Annotated in this window: 27 protein-coding genes; 26 read left to right on the top strand and 1 reads right to left on the bottom strand. The window is 39.8% G+C overall.

What is annotated here, in order from left to right; translation table 11 throughout:
• Positions 1-349: 349 nt before the first annotated feature.
• From G589_RS20435 to G589_RS0116515, 19 genes are all read left to right on the top strand, one after another.
• Positions 350-3,298, top strand: a complete 2,949-nt coding sequence (locus G589_RS20435; protein ID WP_081669100.1) for a type III restriction-modification system endonuclease — start codon at positions 350-352, stop codon at positions 3,296-3,298.
• A gap of 13 nt (positions 3,299-3,311) precedes the next feature.
• Positions 3,312-3,527, top strand: a complete 216-nt coding sequence (locus G589_RS0116600; RefSeq protein ID WP_026522915.1) for a YdbC family protein — start codon at positions 3,312-3,314, stop codon at positions 3,525-3,527.
• Positions 3,528-3,547: 20 nt separating this feature from the next.
• Positions 3,548-6,142: a DEAD/DEAH box helicase family protein gene (locus G589_RS0116595; protein WP_026522914.1), complete on the top strand. Its 2,595-nt coding sequence runs from the start codon at positions 3,548-3,550 to the stop codon at positions 6,140-6,142.
• A gap of 28 nt (positions 6,143-6,170) precedes the next feature.
• Entirely contained in the window at positions 6,171-8,561 is a 2,391-nt protein-coding gene (locus G589_RS0116590; protein ID WP_026522913.1) for an AAA family ATPase, read from the top strand.
• Positions 8,561-9,616 (top strand): 5-methylcytosine-specific restriction endonuclease system specificity protein McrC, encoded by a 1,056-nt coding sequence (mcrC, locus tag G589_RS0116585; RefSeq protein WP_026522912.1) that lies wholly within the window; start codon positions 8,561-8,563, stop codon positions 9,614-9,616. The genes G589_RS0116590 and mcrC overlap by 1 nt, the downstream gene beginning before the upstream one ends.
• Before the next feature lie 141 nt (positions 9,617-9,757).
• A complete protein-coding gene (locus G589_RS20430) occupies positions 9,758-10,078 on the top strand; it encodes an Ada metal-binding domain-containing protein (RefSeq protein WP_051192509.1) in 321 nt (106 codons plus the stop codon).
• A 59-nt stretch (positions 10,079-10,137) separates the two neighbouring features.
• Positions 10,138-11,235 (top strand): macro domain-containing protein, encoded by a 1,098-nt coding sequence (locus tag G589_RS0116575; RefSeq protein WP_026522911.1) that lies wholly within the window; start codon positions 10,138-10,140, stop codon positions 11,233-11,235.
• Positions 11,236-11,352: 117 nt separating this feature from the next.
• Positions 11,353-12,036 (top strand): vWA domain-containing protein, encoded by a 684-nt coding sequence (locus G589_RS0116570; protein ID WP_026522910.1) that lies wholly within the window; start codon positions 11,353-11,355, stop codon positions 12,034-12,036.
• Between the two features lie 151 nt (positions 12,037-12,187).
• Positions 12,188-12,973, top strand: coding sequence for an ADP-ribosylglycohydrolase family protein (locus G589_RS0116565; RefSeq protein ID WP_051192507.1), 786 nt, complete (start codon positions 12,188-12,190; stop codon positions 12,971-12,973).
• A 131-nt stretch (positions 12,974-13,104) separates the two neighbouring features.
• Complete coding sequence (locus G589_RS0116560; RefSeq protein ID WP_026522908.1) at positions 13,105-13,482, top strand: zinc ribbon domain-containing protein; 378 nt, start codon at positions 13,105-13,107, stop codon at positions 13,480-13,482.
• Complete coding sequence (locus tag G589_RS0116555; protein ID WP_026519371.1) at positions 13,483-13,665, top strand: hypothetical protein; 183 nt, start codon at positions 13,483-13,485, stop codon at positions 13,663-13,665.
• A gap of 17 nt (positions 13,666-13,682) precedes the next feature.
• Positions 13,683-14,036 (top strand): arsenate reductase family protein, encoded by a 354-nt coding sequence (locus G589_RS0116550; RefSeq protein ID WP_022770130.1) that lies wholly within the window; start codon positions 13,683-13,685, stop codon positions 14,034-14,036.
• Between the two features lie 15 nt (positions 14,037-14,051).
• Positions 14,052-14,282 carry a hypothetical protein gene (locus tag G589_RS0116545; protein ID WP_022770129.1) on the top strand — a complete coding sequence of 77 codons (231 nt, stop codon included), beginning with the start codon at positions 14,052-14,054 and terminating at the stop codon, positions 14,280-14,282.
• Entirely contained in the window at positions 14,282-14,692 is a 411-nt protein-coding gene (locus tag G589_RS0116540; RefSeq protein WP_026522907.1) for a peptide deformylase, read from the top strand. Before G589_RS0116545 ends, G589_RS0116540 begins: the two co-directional genes overlap by 1 nt.
• Positions 14,693-14,853: 161 nt before the next feature.
• Positions 14,854-15,189, top strand: a complete 336-nt coding sequence (locus G589_RS0116535; protein WP_022770126.1) for a hypothetical protein — start codon at positions 14,854-14,856, stop codon at positions 15,187-15,189.
• 168 nt (positions 15,190-15,357) lie between these two features.
• Positions 15,358-15,486: a hypothetical protein gene (locus tag G589_RS22350; RefSeq protein ID WP_022770125.1), complete on the top strand. Its 129-nt coding sequence runs from the start codon at positions 15,358-15,360 to the stop codon at positions 15,484-15,486.
• Complete coding sequence (locus G589_RS20425) at positions 15,483-15,737, top strand: hypothetical protein (RefSeq protein ID WP_035776462.1); 255 nt, start codon at positions 15,483-15,485, stop codon at positions 15,735-15,737. Before G589_RS22350 ends, G589_RS20425 begins: the two co-directional genes overlap by 4 nt.
• Before the next feature lie 142 nt (positions 15,738-15,879).
• Complete coding sequence (locus G589_RS0116520) at positions 15,880-16,044, top strand: hypothetical protein (RefSeq protein ID WP_242826472.1); 165 nt, start codon at positions 15,880-15,882, stop codon at positions 16,042-16,044.
• 20 nt (positions 16,045-16,064) lie between these two features.
• Positions 16,065-16,247, top strand: a complete 183-nt coding sequence (locus G589_RS0116515; protein ID WP_026522906.1) for a DUF6440 family protein — start codon at positions 16,065-16,067, stop codon at positions 16,245-16,247.
• A gap of 48 nt (positions 16,248-16,295) precedes the next feature.
• Here G589_RS0116515 and G589_RS0116510 read toward each other — a convergent pair whose 3' ends face one another.
• Positions 16,296-16,676 (bottom strand): helix-turn-helix transcriptional regulator, encoded by a 381-nt coding sequence (locus tag G589_RS0116510; RefSeq protein WP_026522905.1) that lies wholly within the window; start codon positions 16,674-16,676, stop codon positions 16,296-16,298.
• Positions 16,677-16,794: 118 nt separating this feature from the next.
• Between G589_RS0116510 and G589_RS0116505 the strand changes: the two genes are divergently transcribed.
• The 7 genes from G589_RS0116505 to G589_RS21460 all read left to right on the top strand — a co-directional run bounded on the left by G589_RS0116505 (position 16,795) and on the right by G589_RS21460 (position 21,516).
• Positions 16,795-17,187 (top strand): serpin family protein, encoded by a 393-nt coding sequence (locus G589_RS0116505; RefSeq protein WP_026522904.1) that lies wholly within the window; start codon positions 16,795-16,797, stop codon positions 17,185-17,187.
• Positions 17,171-17,539, top strand: a complete 369-nt coding sequence (locus G589_RS0116500) for a hypothetical protein (protein WP_026522903.1) — start codon at positions 17,171-17,173, stop codon at positions 17,537-17,539. Before G589_RS0116505 ends, G589_RS0116500 begins: the two co-directional genes overlap by 17 nt.
• A gap of 364 nt (positions 17,540-17,903) precedes the next feature.
• Positions 17,904-19,550, top strand: coding sequence for a methyl-accepting chemotaxis protein (locus G589_RS20420; protein ID WP_051192506.1), 1,647 nt, complete (start codon positions 17,904-17,906; stop codon positions 19,548-19,550).
• Positions 19,551-19,560: 10 nt separating this feature from the next.
• Positions 19,561-19,749, top strand: coding sequence for a hypothetical protein (locus G589_RS0116490; protein ID WP_026522902.1), 189 nt, complete (start codon positions 19,561-19,563; stop codon positions 19,747-19,749).
• Between the two features lie 549 nt (positions 19,750-20,298).
• Positions 20,299-20,757 carry an Hsp20/alpha crystallin family protein gene (locus G589_RS0116485; protein ID WP_022770111.1) on the top strand — a complete coding sequence of 153 codons (459 nt, stop codon included), beginning with the start codon at positions 20,299-20,301 and terminating at the stop codon, positions 20,755-20,757.
• Between the two features lie 112 nt (positions 20,758-20,869).
• Positions 20,870-21,148 carry a hypothetical protein gene (locus G589_RS21465; protein ID WP_051192504.1) on the top strand — a complete coding sequence of 93 codons (279 nt, stop codon included), beginning with the start codon at positions 20,870-20,872 and terminating at the stop codon, positions 21,146-21,148.
• 77 nt (positions 21,149-21,225) lie between these two features.
• Positions 21,226-21,516 carry an alpha/beta fold hydrolase gene (locus G589_RS21460; protein ID WP_051192500.1) on the top strand — a complete coding sequence of 97 codons (291 nt, stop codon included), beginning with the start codon at positions 21,226-21,228 and terminating at the stop codon, positions 21,514-21,516.
• Positions 21,517-21,587 lie beyond the last annotated feature (71 nt).

The raw sequence follows: 21,587 nt of genomic DNA, 5'->3' as shown, positions 1-21,587 counted from the left end.
ATAAAGCAAACTTTACAGTAGCAGTCCATATGTGCAGACTATATTACCGCAGAAAAACAACGCTACAAGTTTTGGAAGCCGTTATTTCGAAGAACCTCTTGCCAATTCGGCCAGATAGGAACTGGGAGCGAAATTTCGCGCCAAGAGTTTTCCGTGGCTTCTTATATAGAGTAGCATAACTGTGCTTGAATTCATAATTATGATTAGGCAGATTAGCGTCTGCCTATTAGGCATACCATAAAAAGCAAAAGAGAGACTGAAATAATGCTATCAGTCTCTCTTTATTATATCTTTGATTGATTCGCGACCCTTAACTTAATGACATTGACCATATGGAACGCCCTCATATATGATGGATAGAGGCAGTGGTTATCAGTACAGTATTACTGATGATGTGGATTTCACCGGCTGGAATAACATGAAGGTTATACCTGAGCTTACTGACAGCGTTGTATTGGAGCAGATTCAGAAGATTCAGCGCACAAATCAGATTAAGCAGTCAGATAAGCTGGAAGGTAAGTACAATCTTACAATCGAGATGGAGACTGGTGTAGGTAAGACCTATACATACATCAAGACCATGTACGAGCTTAACAAGCATTATGGCTGGAGTAAGTTTATCGTAGTTGTTCCAAGTATTGCTATCCGTGAAGGCGTTTATAAGTCCTTTCAGATGACACAGGAACACTTTGCAGAAGAATATGGAAAGAAGATCAGATTTTTCATCTATAACTCTGCACAGCTTACTGAGATTGACAGGTTTGCTTCTGACAGCTCTATCAATGTAATGATCATCAATTCCCAGGCATTTAATGCTAAGGGAAAAGATGCTCGTCGTATTTACATGAAGTTGGATGAGTTTAGAAGCCGTAGACCTATAGATATTATTGCTAAGACAAATCCAATTGTGATCATAGATGAACCACAGTCTGTAGAAGGTAAACAGACCAAGAAGAACCTCGAAGAGTTCAATCCACTTATGACTCTTCGTTATTCGGCTACTCATAAGTCAGATAGTATCTACAACATGGTTTATCGTTTGGATGCCATGGAAGCCTATAACAAGAAGCTTGTTAAGAAGATTTCTGTTAAAGGAATAACTGAGACCGGAAACACAGCGACAACAGGATATGTATACTTGCAGAGCGTCAATCTGTCAAAAGCAGATCCCACAGCAACAATTCAGTTTGACATGAAGGGTGCTACGGGATTAAAGAAGGTAACAAAGACTGTTGGTATCGGCTTTAACCTTTATGATAATTCCGGTGAATTACAGGAATACAAAGATGGATATGTTATCAAGTTTATAGATGGCCGTGATGATTCTATTGAGTTCCTGAATGGAACAAAGCTTTTTGCCGGTGATGTTATTGGCAAATATGATGAAGATCAGCTCCGTAGGATCCAGATAAGAGAGACAATCCTTTCTCATATTGAAAGAGAACGTCAGCTTTTCTCCAAGGGGATTAAGGTTCTTTCATTGTTCTTTATTGATGAAGTAAAGAATTATCGTGAGTATGACGAAGCTGGAAACCAGACCAACGGTAAATATGCAGATATGTTTGAAGAGGAATATAAGGATGTCCTTGACAATATGCAGCGTGAAATTGGTGATGAAGAATACTTTAAGTATCTAGAATCTATTACTGCTGAAAGCACTCATGCCGGATATTTCTCTATTGATAAAAAGGGACGCATGACAGATTCTAAGCTTTCTGACAAGAAAGAGAAGACATCTGATGATATTGATGCATATGATCTTATCATGAAAAATAAGGAGCTTCTTTTGGAGAGAGATCCTAATAGGTCTCCTGTTAGATTTATCTTTTCACATTCTGCTCTTCGTGAAGGATGGGATAACCCTAACGTTTTCCAGATCTGTACTCTGAAACAGAGTGGAAGTGATGTACGTAAGCGTCAGGAAGTAGGGCGTGGCCTTCGTCTATGCGTAAATCAGGACGGAGAAAGAATGGATGCAAATGTGCTTGGCGAAGACGTTCACAACATCAATGTTCTTACAGTTATCGCAAGTGAAAGCTATGATCAGTTTGCAAAAGGATTGCAGACAGAGATTGCTGAAGCAGTAGCAGATAGACCTAGAAAAGTTGAAAAGAGCCTGTTTGTTGGCAGAACAATTCCAGATAACAACGGTGTTGATTATATAATTGATGAGGATATGGCTGATGATATTCAGTATAGTCTTATTGTTGAAAAGTATATTGATAGCAAGGGGCAGATTACTGAGAAGTTTTATGAGGATGAAAAAGCTGATAACTTGAGATTCTCTGAGGCGGTAGAGGCTTATGCAAAGGGAATTATTGAGATTCTTAAGTCTGTTTACGATGCAAAGGCAATGATGCCTGAAGATGCCCGCAAGAATAATATTGAGCTTCATGTTGATCAGAACAAGATGGCAATGCCTGAGTTCAAGGAACTTTGGAACAAGATTAATTCTAAATCAGTATACGTAGTTGATTTTGATTCCGATGAGCTTGTAAAGAAATCTATTGCAGAACTTGACGCAAAGTTGCGTGTTGCCAAAATCAGAATTACCGTGCAGTCAGGTAGCATGGAGAAGATTGATTCTAAGGCTCAGATTGCAAGTGGCGATGCCATGAAGCTTGAAAAGACCAAGGAATATGATTCAACTGCTGCAGTAAGCAGTTCTGTCACATATGACCTCGTTGGTAAGCTTGTTGAAGCTACCGGTCTCACAAGAAAGGATATTGTTCGTATATTAACTGGAATTCAGCCTTCTGTATTTGAGCAGTTCAAGTACAATCCAGAGGAGTTCATTATCAAGGCAGGAAACCTTATCAATGAGCAAAAGGCTACGGCTATTATCGAGCATATTACTTACAACGTTGTTGATGAAAAATATGATACGGATATTTTTACAGAGCCTACTATCAAGGGTAAGCTTGGCACAAACGCTATGAAAGCACAACGTCATTTATATGATCATATCGTTTATGACTCTACAAATGAGAAAGAATTTGCTGAAAAGCTTGATACTTGCGAGGATGTAGCAGTATATGTGAAGCTTCCTAATGGATTCTATATCAATACTCCGGTAGGACATTATAATCCTGACTGGGCTATTTCCTTCAAGAAGGGAACAGTGAAACATATTTACTTCATAGCTGAGACAAAGGGCTCTATGGATACCATGCAGCTTAAGAAAATGGAGAGTTCTAAGATTCATTGTGCAAGAGAGCATTTCAAGGCTATCAGCAGTGATTCTGTAAAGTATGATGTAGTTCATACATATGAGGATCTTATGGATTTGCTTAAATAACAGGAGGCATATTATGGCTGATTTTCAGTATGAAATTGTAGAGGAACTGGGAGTCCTTTCAACTAGCGCTAAGGGCTGGACTAAGGAATTGAATAAGGTTTCATGGAATGGTGGTGCACCAAAGTATGATATTCGTGATTGGGCACCGGAGCATGAAAAGATGGGAAAAGGTGTAACTCTCAATGATGAAGAGTTTGCTGCACTTAAGGAAGCTATGAATAAAATGTAATTGTTGAAGGAGCTTATGGAATGGCTTTTAAAATAAAAAAGAAGGAAGAATTTGTATATAATACACCGCAGGAAATGTATCAAGACAATAAGCTGAAAAAGATAATGGGGCCATTGGATTATCAATCAGCTATGTTAGATGCATATATAAAACAAAAAGATAGTAAGAATATTGCCCTTGAGTTACCGACAGGTAGTGGAAAGACATTAGTTGGCCTTCTGATAGCAGAATATAGACGTAGAAAGAATAAAGAGAAGGTTTTGTTTTTGTGTCCAACTAATCAATTAGTTCACCAAGTTGAAGAACAGGCCAAAGATAAATATGGAATAAATGTTATTTCTTTTTGTGGGAAGCAAAAGGAGTATAAACCTAGTGATAAAAGTAAATTTTTATTGGCTGAAGCAGTAGGGGTTACAACTTATAGCGCCTTTTTTGCTACAAATACGTTTTTCTCTGATGTGGATGTTGTGATAATGGATGATGTTCATTCTTGCGAAGATTATATTATTTCTAATTGGACAGTAAAAATACAGGCGGGAACAGTGCTGTTTTCACAATTGTCTTCTTTGCTTAGGCCTTATATAAGTGACAATGATTATAATAATTTAATCGAGGAAGATTATAGCCCTGAACTGGCTCTTTGGTGCAACATGGTCCCTGTACCAATTATTTATGAACAGTTGGGAAATATAAATGCTATTTTACAAGCGGGAATAGAACCTTCTTCATCAAATTATTATGCTTTTTCTAGAATCGCCGAGAACATTCAGGACTGTAACTTTATTATCGCAAATCAATGCATATTGCTAAGACCTTGGATTGCTCCGACAATGACACATCGTCCATTCGCAGGTTTAAAACAGAGAGTCCTTATGTCGGCGACACTTGGTAAAAACGGAGAACTGGAGCGAATTACTGGCCTTGAGAAAATAACAAGGCTACCAATTGTAAATGATTGGGATAAAAAGGGGCTAGGCAGAAGATTTTTTGTGTTTCCAAACTTATCACTTAAAGATGAATTAATGGGGGAGGTTGTAGAAAAGCTTCAAAGTCTATGTAAAAAGAGCGTTTTTTTGGTTCCGGATAATGTACATGCAGAAGAAGTAAAGGAATATTATGAAGAAAATCTGAAAGATTCTAAGGTATTTGTTGCTGGAGATATAGAACTATCTAAAAATGGTTTTGTTAACAGTGCAGATGCTACTGTTATTTTGGCCAATAGATTTGATGGCATCGATTTTGCTAATGATGAAAGCCGATTACTGTTCATATGGAACTTGCCTAAAACAACAAATATACAGGAAAAGTTTCTTATTTACCGTATGGGATCATCGAAGCTGTACGAAGAAAGAATTAGGACCAGAATTATTCAGGCAGTAGGAAGATGTTCACGCAACCCTAGTGATTATTCAATTGTGTGTATATTAGGTGATACTGTTCAGAACGATCTTACTAAAATCGATAATTTAAAAAAGTATGCGCCAGAACTACGTGCGGAAATTCAGTTTGGATTAGAAAATTCATCAGATTATGAGAAAGTTGAAGAAATTGTGGAGCAGGCTAGAGATTTTCTCGAAAGAAATGCTACTTGGCAAGAGGCCGATGAATACATTGTAGATTTGAGAAATGGATATTGGAATGATAAGGATTCTTCAACTCAACTTGTAAATGAAAAACTTCATAATGCTGCTGTTGATGAGGTTAAATTTCAATATTATTTATGGAAAAAAGCATATAAAGAAGCATTCGAGGAAGCAACAAAAGTTGTAGACCATTTGAATGTTCCTTCTCTGGGCGGTTACAAAGCTTATTGGCAGTATATTTCTGGGTGTATTGCTTATTATCTTATGGCTGAGGGCGAAAGGGAATATATTGCGAAGGGCTATAATAATATTAAAGATGCTCAGAAAGCGACAATTGGTATAAAATGGTTACCAAATTTAGCTCAAAAATTTAATTTGGATAATGAGAGTTCAGAGATAGATGAAGATTTTTTTGGAGATATTGTTTGCAATTTGGAAAATGTCTTTACCCAGATTTCTTCTAGTCAAAAACTTGAGAAAAAAATTAAAGCTATTTTGGACGATTTAAACAGCCCTGATGGACTAAAGTTTGAACGCGGATTCAAGGAACTTGGAAATATACTTGGATATGTATCAATTAATCCAGAGACTTCAGGCGCTCCTGATCCATATTGGATTATTAACCGAGATTTAGCAATTGTATCAGAAGACAAGATTTATGATGAAAAAGAGAATGTTAAGAATATACCTATTAATGATGTAAGAGAAGCTGTTTCACATAAAATATGGATGAGAGAGAATGCATCAGGGGTGTCGGATAATGCAGAAATAATATCTATTTTTGTTACAAATTCAAAAGAGATAGATAGTGAAGCACGTATATATGCGGATGATCTATTCTACGTTTTGAGAGATGATTTTGTTAAATGGGCTTTAAATGCCACAACAGTTATAAGAACGATTTATTCTTCATTTTCAAATCAGGGTAATCAAGATTGGCGTGATTCTGCCCATAGATTGTTTGTTGAAAACGAAATAACTCCTAAGGCATATATGAGGTTTATTGGTCAGAAAAAATTAAAAGACTTATAAAAGAATACAATTGAAGGACGGTGCAAGAATGGTTAATCATGAGAAATTAAAGGATAGCCTTGTAAAGTATAAGGCAGCATTTGAAAGCAGATGGCCGGATGAGCGCTATAAGTGGGAGGCGGTCAAGTGGTTTCAAACGCATTGGGACATTAATGCTGATAATTTCTATGAGATGTTTACTGTGGCAACAGATAAAACATTTAATCTTCTTGCGTCCATGAACAACTTCCCGCGAGGAATGATTCAGGTATTTGCAGAACAGGATAAAGAAGCTGTGCGTGAAATGTTTATCGACTTATATGACGAGACAAAGCCAGTAACAGACCGAATTGCTAGATTCCAGGTTAGTGCACAGAGTCTGTGTGATAGGCTATTACCGGGCAAGCAGCATTACCAGAGGCCAATGGCTATCACAGTGTACCTGTGGCTGAAGTATCCTTCAAAGTATGACGTATTCAAGTACTCTGTATGCAAGGCTACAAGCCAGTACCTTGAAAACACTTTTATTCCAAAGAAGGGAAACGTGCCTGCTAATATAAAGGGAAACATGGAGCTCATTGATGAAATCATTTCTGAAGTGGAGAAGGATGAAGAGCTTCTTAAGATGTATAAGGTAAAGCTGGATGATAAGTGCTATTATGATCAGACCTATCGTACACTGGCTTTTGATATTTCTTTCTACATTGCGAATTTCCTGAATGATTCCGGTGAAAAGAAAGAAGAGTGGCTTGCCACGGATTATGATCCGGGAATCAGCAAAGAACAGTGGATAAAGCTTCTTAATGATGATGATATATTCACTGATCAGGCCATGGAAATAGTCACCCGTATGAGGGACTACGGAGGCCAGGCTACTTGTTCTCAGTTATCGACAAAGTATGGCGAAACTGCAAATTTCTACAATATGGGCTCTACAGCTCTTGCAAAGCGAATTGCTGAGAAGACGCATTGTGAGCTTAGGACTGATGAAGAAGGAAAAACTCGTTACTGGTCTGTGCTTTATATAGGCAGGCATGCTGATAAGGATGAAGAAGGTGCTTTTGTATGGAAGCTTAGAGATGAGCTTGCAGCTGCACTTGAAGAAGTCGATCTGTCAGAGGTGGCTCTGTTTGCAGAGACAGTTGATGAAAAGCATTATTGGTGGCTGAATGCCAATCCAAAGATCTGGAGTTTTGCAGATATTGGCATAGGGGAAGTTCAGAGTTATACGCTATACAACGATAATGGTAATAAACGAAGGATTTTCCAAAACTTTCTTGATGCAAAACCAGGAGATCTTGTTATTGGTTATGAGTCCAATCCAGTAAAGCAGATTGTGGCTCTTGCAAGGATAGCACAGGAAAATGATGGAAAGAATCTGTACTTTGAAAAGGTTGAAGGATTAAGTGTTCCTATCGATTATGCAACGCTTAAGGATATAGCTGAGCTTGAAAGAATGGAATATTTCCAGAATCCGCAAGGAAGTCTCTTCAAGCTTACTAAGGGTGAGTATGATCTTATTATGGATCTTATTCGTGAGGAAAACCCATTACCTGAAAGTACAGATCAGATTGATGCATATACAAGAGAAGATTTTTTATCAGAAGTATATATGACTGGGGAGAGTTACGACACTCTTAGAAATATTCTTATGAAAAAGCAGAATATCATTCTTCAGGGCGCACCCGGAGTTGGTAAGACTTTTGCAGCAAAAAGGTTAGCATATTCTGTTATGGGTGTAAAGGATGAGAGTAGGATTGAGTTTATTCAGTTCCACCAGAATTATTCATATGAAGATTTCATAATGGGATATAAGCCGGTTGGCGAAGGTTTTGAGCTGCAAAATGGAATTTTTTATAAGTTCTGTATGAAGGCAGCCAATAACCCAGAAGTACCATATTTCTTCATTATTGACGAAATCAACAGAGGAAATATGAGCAAAATTTTCGGAGAGCTTTTGATGTTGATTGAAAAAGACTACAGAGGCACAAAGGCTACCATGGCATATAGTGGACTTCAGTTTGCAGTACCAAAGAACCTTTATATCATAGGTATGATGAATACAGCAGACAGAAGCCTTGCAATGATCGATTATGCGCTTAGAAGAAGATTCAGCTTCTTTTCCATGGAACCGGGATTTGAGTCGGATGGTTTTAAAAAATACCTGTCTGAACTTAATGATGATACGATTTATGCGCTTATAGATGTTGTAATAGCGCTTAATAAAGCTATTACAGATGATCCTTCTCTTGGAGCAGGATTCTGTATTGGACATAGCTATTTCTGTGGACAGAAACCGGGTAATGAAGAGGATTTGGCAGGATGGATGACATCTGTTGTTGATTATGACATTGTACCTATGCTGGAAGAGTACTGGTTTGACGAGCCTGACAAAGTAAGACTCTGGAGAAATCGTCTTAATGGGGTGTTTAACAGCTGATGACAAACGACAAAGGGATACTGATTAAAAATATATATTATATGCTGACTTATGCATTTCAGATCCTGCGTCAGTCTAACTATGATGATATAGCTGCGGAGGATTTTGAAAATATCCATGATATGTTTGCAGCTATTCTTGGAAAAGGCGTAGCACAACAACTTAAGCATGGATTGTATCGTGAATACGTGAATAACTCAGATAATCTAACTACGCTTCGGGGAAAACTTGATGTTCCGGGAACTATTAAGAATAAGATACAGCATAAACAGAAGCTCTTCTGTGATTATGATGAGCTATCCGAGAATAATCTGCTGAATCAGATTATCAAGACTACTATGATTCTCCTTCTTAAACAGAGGAATGTGAAGATGGAGAACAAGACTGTGCTAAAGAAAGATTTGCTTTTCTTTGACGGTGTTGATTATATCGAGCCTGTAATGGTTAAGTGGGATAGGATACGTTATCAGAGAAATAATCAGAGCTATAGGATGCTTCTAAATATATGCAGACTTGTGATAGAGGGACTGCTTCTTTCTACAGAAGAAGGAGCAGTAAAAATGGCTACATTCTTGGATGATCAGAGAATGAGTCACCTTTATGAGAAATTTATTCTTGAATATTACAGATATCATCATCCCGAGCTAAGGGCTAATCCGGATCAGGTGCGGTGGAACCTTGATGATGATAATGATATGTGGCTTCCAAACATGATTACAGATATAACGCTTAAATCTAGAGATGGAAGAGTGCTGATATTGGATGCCAAGTATTACGGAAAACAGATGCAGTCAAATTTTGATGCTCAGACATATAGGAATGCTAATCTGTATCAGATTTATACTTATGTAAAGAATTGGGATAAGGAACAGACTGGTAATGTTTCGGGACTGCTTTTATATGCAAAGACTGATGAGGAGTTTCAACCGACCAATCAGTTTTCGATGGGTGGGAACAAGATAGCTGTGGGAGCGTTGGATTTGAATTTGCCATTTGCAGAGATTGCAGGACAGCTAGAAAAGATAGTTAATGATTACTTTGCGGAGGCAGTCTGATGTGGGAAATGTCCTGTTATAGCTTTATGTGGTTGTCTCTGTTCAGAAATCAAATATACAGTTGAGCGTAGCAAAAAAGTTGCATATCTGGAAAAATAGAGGAAGGGGAAAGGGATTTCTTTTAACGTATACTGCTACAACGTGCAGCCAGGAGTAATCATCAATTATTCTAATGGCAGCAACAAGGCAGATCCTAACTATAAGAAGAGTGTAAGTGCAGATGAATTTGTAGTTAAAGGTGGCAATAGTGGAACAACTGTAAATAGATCGACTCCTGCGCAGAGTGATAATACTACTCCTGCAGGAACAACCTACGTTGTTAATAAGAATTCCAATAAGTTTCATAATCCGACCTGCGATAGCGTGAAAGATATGAAAGAAAAGAATAAAATGTATTATGAAGGCACAAGGGATGAGCTGATTCAGCAAGGGTATGATCCTTGCAAGAGATGTAATCCTTGACGACAGCATGATTTTTCTGACGCCAGGAAATTGGTGATAAATACTGAGGTTGAACGACCATGCCATTTCAAATTATCAGAAATAGTATTACAAAAGTAAAAGCAGATGCCATAGTTAACACTGCAAATCCGGAGGTTGCGATTGGTGCTGGCGTTGATTCTGCCATATATAAAGCTGCAGGAGAAGAAAAGCTACTTGCTGCCCGGGAGAAAATTGGACGCCTGGAGCCAGGAGAAGTAGGCATTACTCCTGCTTTTAATCTTGATGCAAAATGCATCATCCATGCCAGCGGACCATGGTGGGATGGTGGAGATCATGGTGAAGCAGATCTTTTGAGAGCTTGCTATGACAAATCTCTGGAGCTGGCTTATGAGCATAAGTGTAAGTCCATTGCTTTTCCGCTGCTTGCAACGGGGACCTATGGATTTCCTCAAAAGCTCGGTATTGAGATTGCCGTAGATTCTTTTACCAGTTTCCTGGAAGAGCATGAGATGGAAATCTTCCTGGTGGTGTTCGGACAGAAGTCTGTAAGGATTTCTGGAGAACTTGGAGAGGAAGTACGCAGCTACATTGATGATGACTATGTTGCTGAGACTCTAGATGAAGAGTACAGATTAGAGCGTCCTCGTGATAGAAGACGTGAAAATTACAAAGAATTCGAATCAGAAGATATTGGAAGCGCACCTAAGGAGAATGAGATTTATGGTGCTCCTATGATGTCTTCTCTTAGTGTTGCCGGAGCTGCACCATCTAAGAAGCGGGGGCTCTTTGCTTCCAAGAAGGCAGAGTCTCTTGATGATGCTTTAAAGAGCATGTATACGGATTCTTTTGAAAAGCATCTTCAGCAGCTGATCAACAAGAAGGGCCTTAAGAATTCAGAGGTTTATGCAGCTGCGAATATTTCAAAGCAGTATTTTTCCAAGCTGATTAAGGGACAGGTTAAGCCATCAAAGGAAAAGGTACTTGCCTTGGCAGTGGGCCTTAAACTCAACATGGATGAAGCGGTAGATTTCCTGAGGCTTGCCGGGTATGCACTGTCTCCGGTATCACAGACAGATGTGATAGTTGAGTATTTCATCAGACATGAAGATTACAACGTTATGAAGATAGATATTGTGCTGTTTGATTACGGATTGAATCCGCTGTCAAACGGCTGATTGGATAGGTCGCCTTCGGGTTGACCTATTTCTTTTGCCAAAAAGGTATTATTACATCAGAACAAAGGACAGAGCTCACTGCAGGGAGCTACAGATGTAATGATGGAGGCAGAAGAGATGAGTAAAGGATATACAGAGATTGTTTACATTTTAGATAGATCAGGTTCAATGGGAGGTCTTGAGGCGGATACCATCGGAGGTTTCAACGCCATGATGGAGAAACAGAAAAAGACAGGCGAGAAGGCAGTGGTTTCTACAGTCCTTTTCGATGACGAGTGCGAAGTAATCCATGACAGAGTGCCGATTGAAAAGATAGAGAAGATGACTGATAAGCAGTATTACGTCAGAGGCTGCACAGCTCTTCTGGATGCAGTTGGTGGAGCAATCCACCACATCGGCAATGTTCACAAGTACGCCAGGGAAGAGGACAGGCCTGAGAAGACCATTGTTGTTATTACTACAGATGGCATGGAGAATGCCAGCAACAGATATTCTCGTGAGAAGATCGAGAAGATGGTCAAGAAGCAGCAAAAGAAATATGGCTGGGAGTTCATTTTTATCGGAGCCAATATTGATGCTTATGCTGAGGCTCAGAAATACGGAATCCGCAAAGATAGAGCAGTTAACTATGTGAGTGATAATATCGGAACAGCGAAGGTTTATGCAGGAGTTTCAAATGCTGTTTGCTCAGTAATGATGGCGGATTGCTCAGCTGAAGCCAGTGAGTGCTTAACTGGAAGTGGATGGAATGAAGAAATCAACGCTGACTTCCAAAAGAGAGGCAGGAAGGTAAGGAGATAATCTTGTCTGGATAATTCAGGATTGTTGTCCGGATGTTACAAGAATAATTAGTGGTAAAGAAATTCGTCAGCGCTGGTGGTAAACAAATTCAGTAGCGGAAGTGGTAAACTTTTTCAATAGCGCTGATTGGGGATAGATAGGAGTGATGTTTATGGCAGTAAAAGGAGCGGTTTTAGGAGATATATTAGGAGCACAGTTTGAATTTGACAGACCAAAGAATCTTGATTGGAAGAATGTACCGCTGGCTGAGGGCGATGCAATCGGTTTTACAGATGATACAGTAATGACACTGGCTATAAAGAAGGCACTTAAGACTGGAGCAGATCTTGTTGAGACCATGGTTGAGGTTGGCCGTGAATATCCATTTGCCGGATATGGAGGAAGGTTCTTTAACTGGATAAATGGAAATAATCATGAGCCTTATAACAGCTGGGGCAATGGCAGCGCTATGAGAGCATCTTTTGTTGGAGAGTTCTATGAAGATTACGACGAGATGCAGAAGATGGCTGAAGCTACAGCTGTGGTGTCGCACAACCATCCTGAAGGAATCAAGGGAGCAGTTGTAACAGCAACCAGCATTTGGATGGCAAGGCATGGCAGGAGCAAGCAGGAAATCTATGATTACGTTCTTGAGCAGTATCCCAAGGAAGATTATGAGTACAGCATTGCTTACAGCCTTGATGAGATCAGACCGCGTTATAAATGGAACGAGAGCTGCCAGGGATCTGTCCCTGCAGCCATGAGATGTTTCTACGAGAGCATTGATTACGAGAGTTTCATCCGAAATGTTTTTTCCCTGGAATGTGATTCAGATACCTTTGGAGCAATCGCAGGCGGAGTGGCTGAAGAATTCTACGATGGATTCGGTGGTTTGGATGCGGATGGACTTCTTAAGAAATACCTGACTCCGGAGCTTTGGGAAATTTTGAATATGTAATTGTTTACCCATATTGGCAAAAAATGAAAAAATTGCCGATATGGGTACTTTTATGTTTGCTCATTTATAGTGGGATGAATAGGGCCGTTGGGGTTATAATGGATGTATCTATTTCGGAGGAGTTTTGTGGTATGTTCTTTATCATGGGAATTACAGACGGCAGGAAGGACTTTTCTTTTAACCAGCTTGTGACCTGCACTATCTGCGGAAAATACGGACGATTCAATGTGTTCATGACTTATACAGTGTTGTCTCTTTTCTTTATTCCGACTTTTAAGTGGAATAAGCACTACTACGTGCAGACGAGCTGCTGTGGGACAGTTTACGAGCTTGATCCGGAGATAGGTAAAGCTATTGCCAGGGGAGAAGAAGTAGAGGTTAAGCAGAATCACCTGACCAGAGTAATAAATGGGAGGGGATTTACTACCGGATATAAGAAATGCAGACAGTGCGGATATGAGACGACAGAGGATTTTGATTTCTGTCCTAAGTGTGGAACGAGGTTTTAAATGAAGATTAAGCAGATTTTTGATGGGGATTATGGCTGCGAAGAACTGCAGCCAGGACAGAAACCGAAGGTATCAGTTACGCTTGTAGATGATGCCGGAAATGAAAAGCTCGTATCAGTGGAAGATGACTGGCTTACAGAGAATGGATTAGATATTGGATCAGAATGGCCATCAGGAAAATGAGATAGGAGACATGAATCATGGTAAAAGTTTATTGCTATTCTAGATGTACTACTTGCAAGAAGGCACTGAAATGGCTTGATGACAATGGTATTAAGTACGAGAGCCTTGATATCAAGGAGCAGCACCCGGACCGCAATATGATAAAGGATCTCAATGTTAAGAGTGGGCTTCTTTTGAAAAAGTTTTTTAATACCAGTGGACAGTTGTATAGGGAAATGGAATTGTCAAAAAAACTTCCGACAATGAGTGACGATGCGATGTTAGACCTGTTGGCATCGGATGGTATGCTTGTAAAACGACCATTACTGATTACTGACAAGAAAGTGCTTGTCGGATTTAAAGAGGATGAATGGAAAGAGGCGTGCTTATAATGATGGGAGGTCTTTATGGACAAGATCTTTGAAGTTGCTGACCGTTACATAAAATCGAGTGATTGGAAATTGTTTTCAGTTCTGAAGTTTTGCCTAATTTCTTTGGGCATTATGCTTGGAATGCTTGTTAGACCACAGAACAAAAGAAAAGTCTACGGACTTGCAGGAATAACATTTCTTCTGACATATATTCCGCTAATGGCAAGATTTTTTAAACTGTATATGGATGAGGAGAACGAAGCCTAATGGTTAAAAAGATTGTTAGGGATCCAATGTTCCTGCAGCAAAAGTCAGAGTCTGCAACAGAGTCTGACAAGCAGGTTATTGTAGATCTGCTTGATACATTAAGAGCCAACCAGGAGCATTGCGTTGGCATGGCCGCCAACATGATTGGTGTGAAGAAAAGAATTATCGTGGTGGCTATGGGACCATTCCATTTTGCTATGGTGAATCCTATTATTACCAAGAAGTGTGGAGAATATCAGACAGAAGAGAGCTGTCTTTCTCTCGATGGAGTAAGACCCTGCACCAGATATAAGGAGATTGAGGTGGATTATCTTGATCAGGACTTCAAGCCACAGCATGGTAAGTATAAGGACTTCACAGCGCAGATAATCCAGCATGAGATCGACCATTTTGAGGGAATTCTTATATAAACGAGTTCAAGCCGATGCGAGGGAACCGGAAAACGGTTTGCATCGGCCTGTCTTATGATATGTATAGGCATCCCAAAACCTATACAAGAGGTGTTTCTATCATACTATAATTGCATTGAAATATATATTAAATACCGATTAAATTTGCACGAGGAGAAAATATGCAGGGGAAGTATCCGGTAATAACATTGTGTGGAAGTACCAGGTTTAAAGAGCAGTTCATGGAGGCTCAGAAAAAGCTCACGCTTGAGGGAAACATTGTCATCAGCGTGGGGCTCTTTGGCCATTCCGGCGATCAGGAAGTCTGGGAGAACATGGACGAGGGCACTCTTACAAAGACAAAAGAGATGTTGGATGCAATGCATAAGGCTAAAATAGACATGGCGGATTCTATTTATGTAATCAACGTCGGAGGTTACGTGGGATCGAGTACCAAGAGTGAGATAGAGTACGCTATAGCTCATGGCAAAGAGGTTAGATACCTGGAAGAACCATAACAAGGAAAAAGAACAAATAGACGCAGATACTATTGGTGATAAGAATAAGTTTTTGATTTGCCTAGATAGTAAATTAAATGCCTGATAATCACCGATATAGATATATATGAGCCTTCCGGCTTAAGATATAATGATTTCAACATAAAAATTGTTGGAGGGCTTATAATAATGACTGCACAGGTTTTATTGATTCTTGTTTTGGTTGCTACGATAATACCGGTATGTTTACTGTTCGGTATTCCTGCATCAAAATATAACAAGAAGGTTCAGAAGGAAGAAACGGAGGAAAGACAATGAGTAAATATGTTTCACTGGACAAACGAAGTAAGAAACAGCAAAAAGAGTACCATTCCAAACAGAGACGCACCTGGGGAGATCTCAATCCAGTAACAAGGAGCGTTCCAAACGGAAAGGCCTACAACCGCAAGAAAGAAAAAGAGAGGATCAGCAAAGAATTCAGGGATGGATTTGGAGCTGATTCTTTTTTGCTTGGATCTAAAAGTGTTTTCACAAATAGCGAAATAACATACATCTTTTTGCTGATATAATCATGTAATCTTTGCTCTGACAGAAATATAATGAATTCATCATCAAGCAACAGATGACAATGGTTTTTAATTTGAGAGAGGAAGGTGAGGAATCATGTTGTCGCTGCTTTTTATCATATTTTTCTTTTGGATTTTTGGAAAAATGATTGGCTTTGCATTCAGAGCAAGCTGGAGCATCATCAAAGTTATGTTTACACTGGTGTTCCTTCCACTTATTCTTGTGGGCCTTGTATTTAAAGGACTTGTTGCTATTGCATTGCCGGTACTGTTGGTTGTTGGGCTCTTTAGCCTTCTGGACAGGGCCTGAAAATGAAAGAGGACAAGGAAATGACAATGGACAAAAGATTTAAAAAGGTTTATTCACAGGGAGCAGTTAATGTTACTGAGATCTGGGTTGACCAGGACACAGGTGTTAACTACGTGTTCCATGCAAGTGGATATGCTGGAGGACTTACACCCATGCTGGACAGGGATGGTAAGCCGGTAATCAGTCCAGTTGAAAATAGATAGTACTCGGCGAAGGCGGTCTGAGGTGAGATTCATCACGGACCGCCTCTTTTATTGCCCTTTTGCCTCGACGTAAGCTTCTATCAGCGGTTTCACAAATTTAAGTTCTTCTTCTGAACAAACGGACACATAGTCCATAAGAATTTGTTTCGGGGAATTGAGTTCTGTCATCTCCGGGTAAAATATCCGGTTGGGGTTGATCTTGAGAACTTTTATTATCGCAAGCATCGTACTCATATGGGTAGTTCCTGACTGCAGAGGGTCTTCTACTTTGACGATAGTGCTCCTATTAAGACCAGATAATTCAGCCAGTTCAGCCTGAGTCATACCAAATAATTGGCGGGTTTCCCTGACTACATTTGAAAAGGTCTTAGCGAACTCCTCCAGAGAATAGTTTTGTAACTCTATATCAACGAAACTGTTTTTATTCATGCTATTTCACCTCGGAAATAATTGTAGAAAGCGCGTTTACGAAAGTAAAGAGCATATAGGCGACAAGTAATGTTGACTAAGAGTATATGTTTCTGCATATTGTAGGGAGTATTCTTTCATGGCTTTGTTGCCTAAGAATGACCACAATGAACGTATCTTTAGAAGGTTAGTTGAAAAAATAGATTTCAAAGGACTTTATGATTCTGCATCATATGATCAGGTTTTTGTGGATATGCCGGAATTTAATGGCGAATTCAGAACGGATCTAACAGAACTGCTTAAAGATATGGGAATCAACAAAATCTTTTCTTCAGAGGCAGATTTTTCCCCGCTTTCCAGTGAAGTGCTGAGGGCAGATTCGATTATTCATAAAGCTAGGATAGAAGTGGACCGTAGAGGTACAAAAGCAGCTGCAGCTACTGCTATGTTTGTTGTTGCTGGATGCGCTCCGATGAGCAATCCGAAGGTTGTTAGGTTGGATAGACCGTTCATAAATGCGATTATACCTTGAAAAAGAGATGGAAGAGTTCCAGGCGCAGCTTGATGATATGGTTAAGGAGCATGAAGCTTCTCTTAAGTCTGAAGTCGTAACGGAAAAGGACATACTGGAAATAAAACGCATTTATCACCGGCTTGTAAAAAAGATACATCCTGATATAAACCCTTCAGTAACCACTTCTGAGGAACTAATGGATCTTTGGAACAGAATCGTTATCTCTTATAACTGCAATGACCTTAAAGGTTTGCAGGAGCTGGAGGTTTTGGCGAAGGCTGCTCTTGAAAATGAAGGCTTTGATGAAGAAGGCGAAGTGATAGATATTCCCAAGCATTTATCAAAACCCACGTATAAACAGCGCCCGTAACAGGGTGCATTTATTGGCTTTATCAACTTAAATATTAGTCAGAGATATAAAAATATTTAGTTTAATCTCCGATAATATTAAGTGGTAAACAACTGCTTTTTATGGAGGATAAAATGAAAAATCAAGGAAAGGAGTGCAGAGATCATCGGGAAACAAATACCCGACAATTTCAAAGATGTGTGAAAGCTACAATTTCCCATCGACACATATGAAAGCAGGATAGGGAACTACTGGAGTCTCGAAAAAGCCCTCACTACTCCATTAAGGAGAACGGGAATAAGGGCGCAAAAACTGGCAAAGAAAAACTAAAAAGCTTTTCGTAAAATGACCAGCGCAATTTTAACCCATGAGGAGGAAAAGAAAAATGCAAAACAAAAGGTTTTCAGTAAAAGCAAGGATCGTAGCAATGGCAGTCATACCTGCAGTGATATTATCCGCAGTTATCCTGGTACTCGGAATATTGTTTATGAAAGCAGGCATGGAGGAAGAAATTCAAAAAGGACTCATGGCATCTGCCTATGTCTATAAGGATATAGCAGTACATGTAACTGACAGAGAGGCAGGCGATAATGAGAATGAGACCATGCTAAAAGATCTTACCGGATATGATTATACTTGGTTCGATGGAGATACCAGAAAGAACTCGTCTCTTGGATCTTCTGTTATCGGCACAAAAGCAGCAGACGGGGTTATCAAGGAAGTAATCAATAACGGTCATACGTATTCATCAACGAATACTCAGGTTGCGGGAAAACCTTACTTTGTAGCTTACGTGCCAGTTAAAGATGATGCAGGTAATGTTTACGCAATGGCTTTTACCGGAGTATCAAGAGAGTCGGTATCAGCACAGATAAACAAGTCCATTATGATCATGGCAATCATAAGTGTAGCACTCCTAATAGTAGCTGTTCTTGTAGCCTTTAGGTCAGCTACGGCGATGGCTGGAGCAGTAGGAGAGATAAGTAAGAGCATAAAGGCTCTTGCCGATGGAAGATTTGTAAAAGCCAAAAAGTACCTGAACAGAAATGACGAGATTGGGTCTGCACTAAATGATACCAATACTCTTATTGATGGGCTTAAAGAAATTGTTGGTAATATCAGAGAGTCAGCTTCGGCAGTAGGAACATCCTCAGGCCAGCTTTCAGATATGGCTAATCAGATATCACAGACAGCAGAGGACGTATCAAATGCAGTTCAGGAGATTGCATCTGGAGCTACCCAGCAGGCAGATGAAATTCAGAACGCATCAACAAACGTAGGATATATCGGTGATGCGGTAGGTGATGTGCAGACTTCGACAAGTAACCTCGAAAGTCTTGCGGGCAAGATGAAAGAGGCTTCGGAAGTATCAAGTGCATCACTATCAAGCTTACAGGAATCTTCCGGTGAAATGACGGCTAAGATAGATGAAATATCAGAGACAATCCATAGGACACAGGATGCAGTAGATACCATCTCAGAAAAGGTAGAGGGTATTACAAATATAGCAACACAGACAAACCTCTTATCACTAAATGCCTCAATCGAAGCTGCAAGAGCTGGCGATGCAGGAAAAGGCTTTGCAGTAGTAGCTCAGGAAATCGGAAAACTCGCAGAAGATTCTAAGATCATGGCTGATGATATCAAAAAGCAGATGGAAGAACTTCTTGAACAGGCAGGAGCAGCAGTTGTGGCAGCCAAGGATGTCAAAGACGCCAACCTTGAACAACAGGCATCTCTTGGAGAGACCATTCAAAGCATAAATGGTATGATAAATGATATAAATGATACTGTTGGAGGTGTTCAGACAATAAGTAGTGGTGCTGAAAGATGCGATACATCAAAGAATGCAGTTGTTGATGTTATGAGCGCTCTTTCTGCAATCTCAGAAGAAAATGCAGCATCATCCGAGGAAACAGGAGCATCCATGCAGGAGCTTTCGGCTACAGTTACAACTCTCGCTGGTTCTGCAAATGGTCTTAAGGATATTGCTGATAAACTGAACAGAGATATGGAGTTCTTCAAAGAATAATTGGGGTTTTATGAAGATCGATGGTAATGCCTGGATCGGAACTAACGCGCACTTTGATGAAGAGCGAGGAGTGCTTATTGTTGGTTACCAACAAGGTACATATGCATTGAGTGTTAGAGGAACAACGCTTATAGTAAAGCATGAAGGTGGTAAAGATAGTTCCATGGCTGCAAGTTACAGGCGTATTGGTGACAAGTAATAATCCATATGTGGTAAGTGCACATGTCTAAGATTTCCCTCTGCTTGTAACATGTAACATCTGCAGAGGGAAATAATTTTGGAGAAACAGTATCAGATTTAACGTCCTCCGATTTTATACCAGAACCAAGCATTTAGTCATCATGTCCTGTCTCCCCAAATAGTACCATATCATAAAGGATCATGAAGCGGAGATTTATGTATATTGCCTAAGAGGAAGCAGAAGCATAAGCGCTGTAAAGAAACTGAAGACTTTTGGCTATAAAAGAGCCAGAAGCATAGGCGGAATCACATCATATAAAGGATTAACAGTACTAGATTAAGGGATGCCTCTATTTTATGTCCGGATGATAAATTTGTAATAAGAAGTGCAATACTATTTTATCCAAATTAGCACTCTCTATTGACGAGTGCTAATTGCGGTGTTATAGTGTTCGTAGAACAAAGGAACAGAGAAGACCGTTAGGACTTAACTTTCCTAAGATCTAAACCCTCCGTCCCATTGCTCATTAACATAGATAATGTTTTTGATGCAAAGGAGGTATGTATTATGTTAGCACCCAGTATTTTTGAAGAGAATTTTATCGATGATCTGTTTGGATTCCCAATGAATGAATTTGACGACATGGAGAGGAACATGGAGCGTAAGCTCTATGGAAGAAAAGCAAACAGGATGATGAAGACCGATATCAGGGAAAAGGATGATAACTACGAAGTATCAGTTGACCTGCCAGGCTTCAAGAAGGAAGAGATAACAGTAGAACTTGATAACGGCTATCTTACCATCAGCGCAGCAAAGGGCCTTGATAAGGACGAGAACAAGAAGGGCAAACTTATCCGTCAGGAGAGATATGCAGGATCCATGACAAGGAGCTTCTATATTGGAGACAATGTAGAGAAGGGCGATATCGAGGCAACCTACAGGCACGGAGTTCTTACGGTGACAGTTCCTAAGAAAGCCCTGGAAAAGAAGATCCCGGAAAAGAATCTGATAGCTATTGAAGGATGAAAAAGCTTTATTTTAAGGCACCCGGTACAATCAGTACCGGGTGCCTTTTCTACTAAACACCTCAGAATGTTATAATTTAAAGGAAAAAAGCATTGTACGAGGAGTTTAATAAATGAGCAGATTAAAAGAATTACGCATCCATCATGGGGAAGGTTTTGCAGAAAGTGGGATTGTTTGCGTGTTTTTCGACTTCTGTGGAGGTGGAACAGCATCCACAAGTGACGGAGATATGAAAAATATGACTATTGAGACGGAAGCTGCCGATCTTGATGCAGTGCTTGATACTGTAATAGAGCTCCCGTATATCAATAGCGAAGCCATATATCTCCAGGGGGAAGCCAGGGCGGCTTTGTATCGGCCATTGTTGGCGCAAGAAGGAAAAGTGATATAAAGGGTCTTATCCTGTGGTATCCGGCATTTGTCATACCGGACGATGCCAGAAAAAGACTGGAAACAGGAAATTCGAGCATGTTTGGCAGGGAAATAACTGCTGAATATGATAATGTCGCAAAGAATATAGATGTTAAGCAGCTCCAAAGAGGCTTTGGGAAGCCGGTTCTTCTTATACATGGGGACCGGGATGACGTGGTGCCAATAGAGTATTCAAGGGAAGCTGCAGCCAACTATGGATATGCCACGCTTAAAGAGATACGTGGTGCAGGCCATGGATTTGACGGGCAGGATAGCGTTAATGCAAGAGAGATGTCCATCGAGTTTGTAAAGATTTATGAGGGAATAGCAGGCTTAAAATTGAGGTAAGGTCACAATTTCCCTCAAGCTAAGCAGGAGATGCTATGGCGAGAAATGTTCCCAGATTGTGTGTTAATTGT

The sequence above is a fragment of the Butyrivibrio sp. VCB2001 genome (genome assembly GCF_000423965.1).
Lineage (GTDB): Bacteria > Bacillota > Clostridia > Lachnospirales > Lachnospiraceae > Butyrivibrio.
This window is presented reverse-complemented; position numbering and strand designations above follow the sequence as displayed.

Coding starts and splice junctions, on each gene's coding strand:
- G589_RS0116485 (WP_022770111.1), top strand. CDS start 20,299: ATGTTAGCACCCAGTATTTTTGAAGAGAATTTTATCGATGATCTGTTT.
- G589_RS21465 (WP_051192504.1), top strand. CDS start 20,870: ATGAGCAGATTAAAAGAATTACGCATCCATCATGGGGAAGGTTTTGCA.
- G589_RS21460 (WP_051192500.1), top strand. CDS start 21,226: ATGTTTGGCAGGGAAATAACTGCTGAATATGATAATGTCGCAAAGAAT.
- G589_RS20420 (WP_051192506.1), top strand. CDS start 17,904: ATGCAAAACAAAAGGTTTTCAGTAAAAGCAAGGATCGTAGCAATGGCA.
- G589_RS0116515 (WP_026522906.1), top strand. CDS start 16,065: ATGACAATGGACAAAAGATTTAAAAAGGTTTATTCACAGGGAGCAGTT.
- G589_RS20425 (WP_035776462.1), top strand. CDS start 15,483: ATGAGTAAATATGTTTCACTGGACAAACGAAGTAAGAAACAGCAAAAA.
- G589_RS0116565 (WP_051192507.1), top strand. CDS start 12,188: ATGGCAGTAAAAGGAGCGGTTTTAGGAGATATATTAGGAGCACAGTTT.
- G589_RS0116520 (WP_242826472.1), top strand. CDS start 15,880: ATGATTGGCTTTGCATTCAGAGCAAGCTGGAGCATCATCAAAGTTATG.
- G589_RS0116490 (WP_026522902.1), top strand. CDS start 19,561: ATGAAGATCGATGGTAATGCCTGGATCGGAACTAACGCGCACTTTGAT.
- G589_RS0116540 (WP_026522907.1), top strand. CDS start 14,282: ATGGTTAAAAAGATTGTTAGGGATCCAATGTTCCTGCAGCAAAAGTCA.
- G589_RS0116505 (WP_026522904.1), top strand. CDS start 16,795: ATGGCTTTGTTGCCTAAGAATGACCACAATGAACGTATCTTTAGAAGG.
- G589_RS0116600 (WP_026522915.1), top strand. CDS start 3,312: ATGGCTGATTTTCAGTATGAAATTGTAGAGGAACTGGGAGTCCTTTCA.
- G589_RS0116500 (WP_026522903.1), top strand. CDS start 17,171: ATGCGATTATACCTTGAAAAAGAGATGGAAGAGTTCCAGGCGCAGCTT.
- G589_RS0116590 (WP_026522913.1), top strand. CDS start 6,171: ATGGTTAATCATGAGAAATTAAAGGATAGCCTTGTAAAGTATAAGGCA.
- G589_RS0116560 (WP_026522908.1), top strand. CDS start 13,105: ATGTTCTTTATCATGGGAATTACAGACGGCAGGAAGGACTTTTCTTTT.
- G589_RS0116555 (WP_026519371.1), top strand. CDS start 13,483: ATGAAGATTAAGCAGATTTTTGATGGGGATTATGGCTGCGAAGAACTG.
- G589_RS0116535 (WP_022770126.1), top strand. CDS start 14,854: ATGCAGGGGAAGTATCCGGTAATAACATTGTGTGGAAGTACCAGGTTT.
- G589_RS20435 (WP_081669100.1), top strand. CDS start 350: ATGATGGATAGAGGCAGTGGTTATCAGTACAGTATTACTGATGATGTG.
- G589_RS0116550 (WP_022770130.1), top strand. CDS start 13,683: ATGGTAAAAGTTTATTGCTATTCTAGATGTACTACTTGCAAGAAGGCA.
- G589_RS0116575 (WP_026522911.1), top strand. CDS start 10,138: ATGCCATTTCAAATTATCAGAAATAGTATTACAAAAGTAAAAGCAGAT.
- G589_RS0116570 (WP_026522910.1), top strand. CDS start 11,353: ATGAGTAAAGGATATACAGAGATTGTTTACATTTTAGATAGATCAGGT.
- G589_RS22350 (WP_022770125.1), top strand. CDS start 15,358: ATGACTGCACAGGTTTTATTGATTCTTGTTTTGGTTGCTACGATAATA.
- G589_RS0116510 (WP_026522905.1), bottom strand. CDS start 16,676: ATGAATAAAAACAGTTTCGTTGATATAGAGTTACAAAACTATTCTCTG.
- G589_RS0116545 (WP_022770129.1), top strand. CDS start 14,052: ATGGACAAGATCTTTGAAGTTGCTGACCGTTACATAAAATCGAGTGAT.
- G589_RS0116595 (WP_026522914.1), top strand. CDS start 3,548: ATGGCTTTTAAAATAAAAAAGAAGGAAGAATTTGTATATAATACACCG.
- mcrC (WP_026522912.1), top strand. CDS start 8,561: ATGACAAACGACAAAGGGATACTGATTAAAAATATATATTATATGCTG.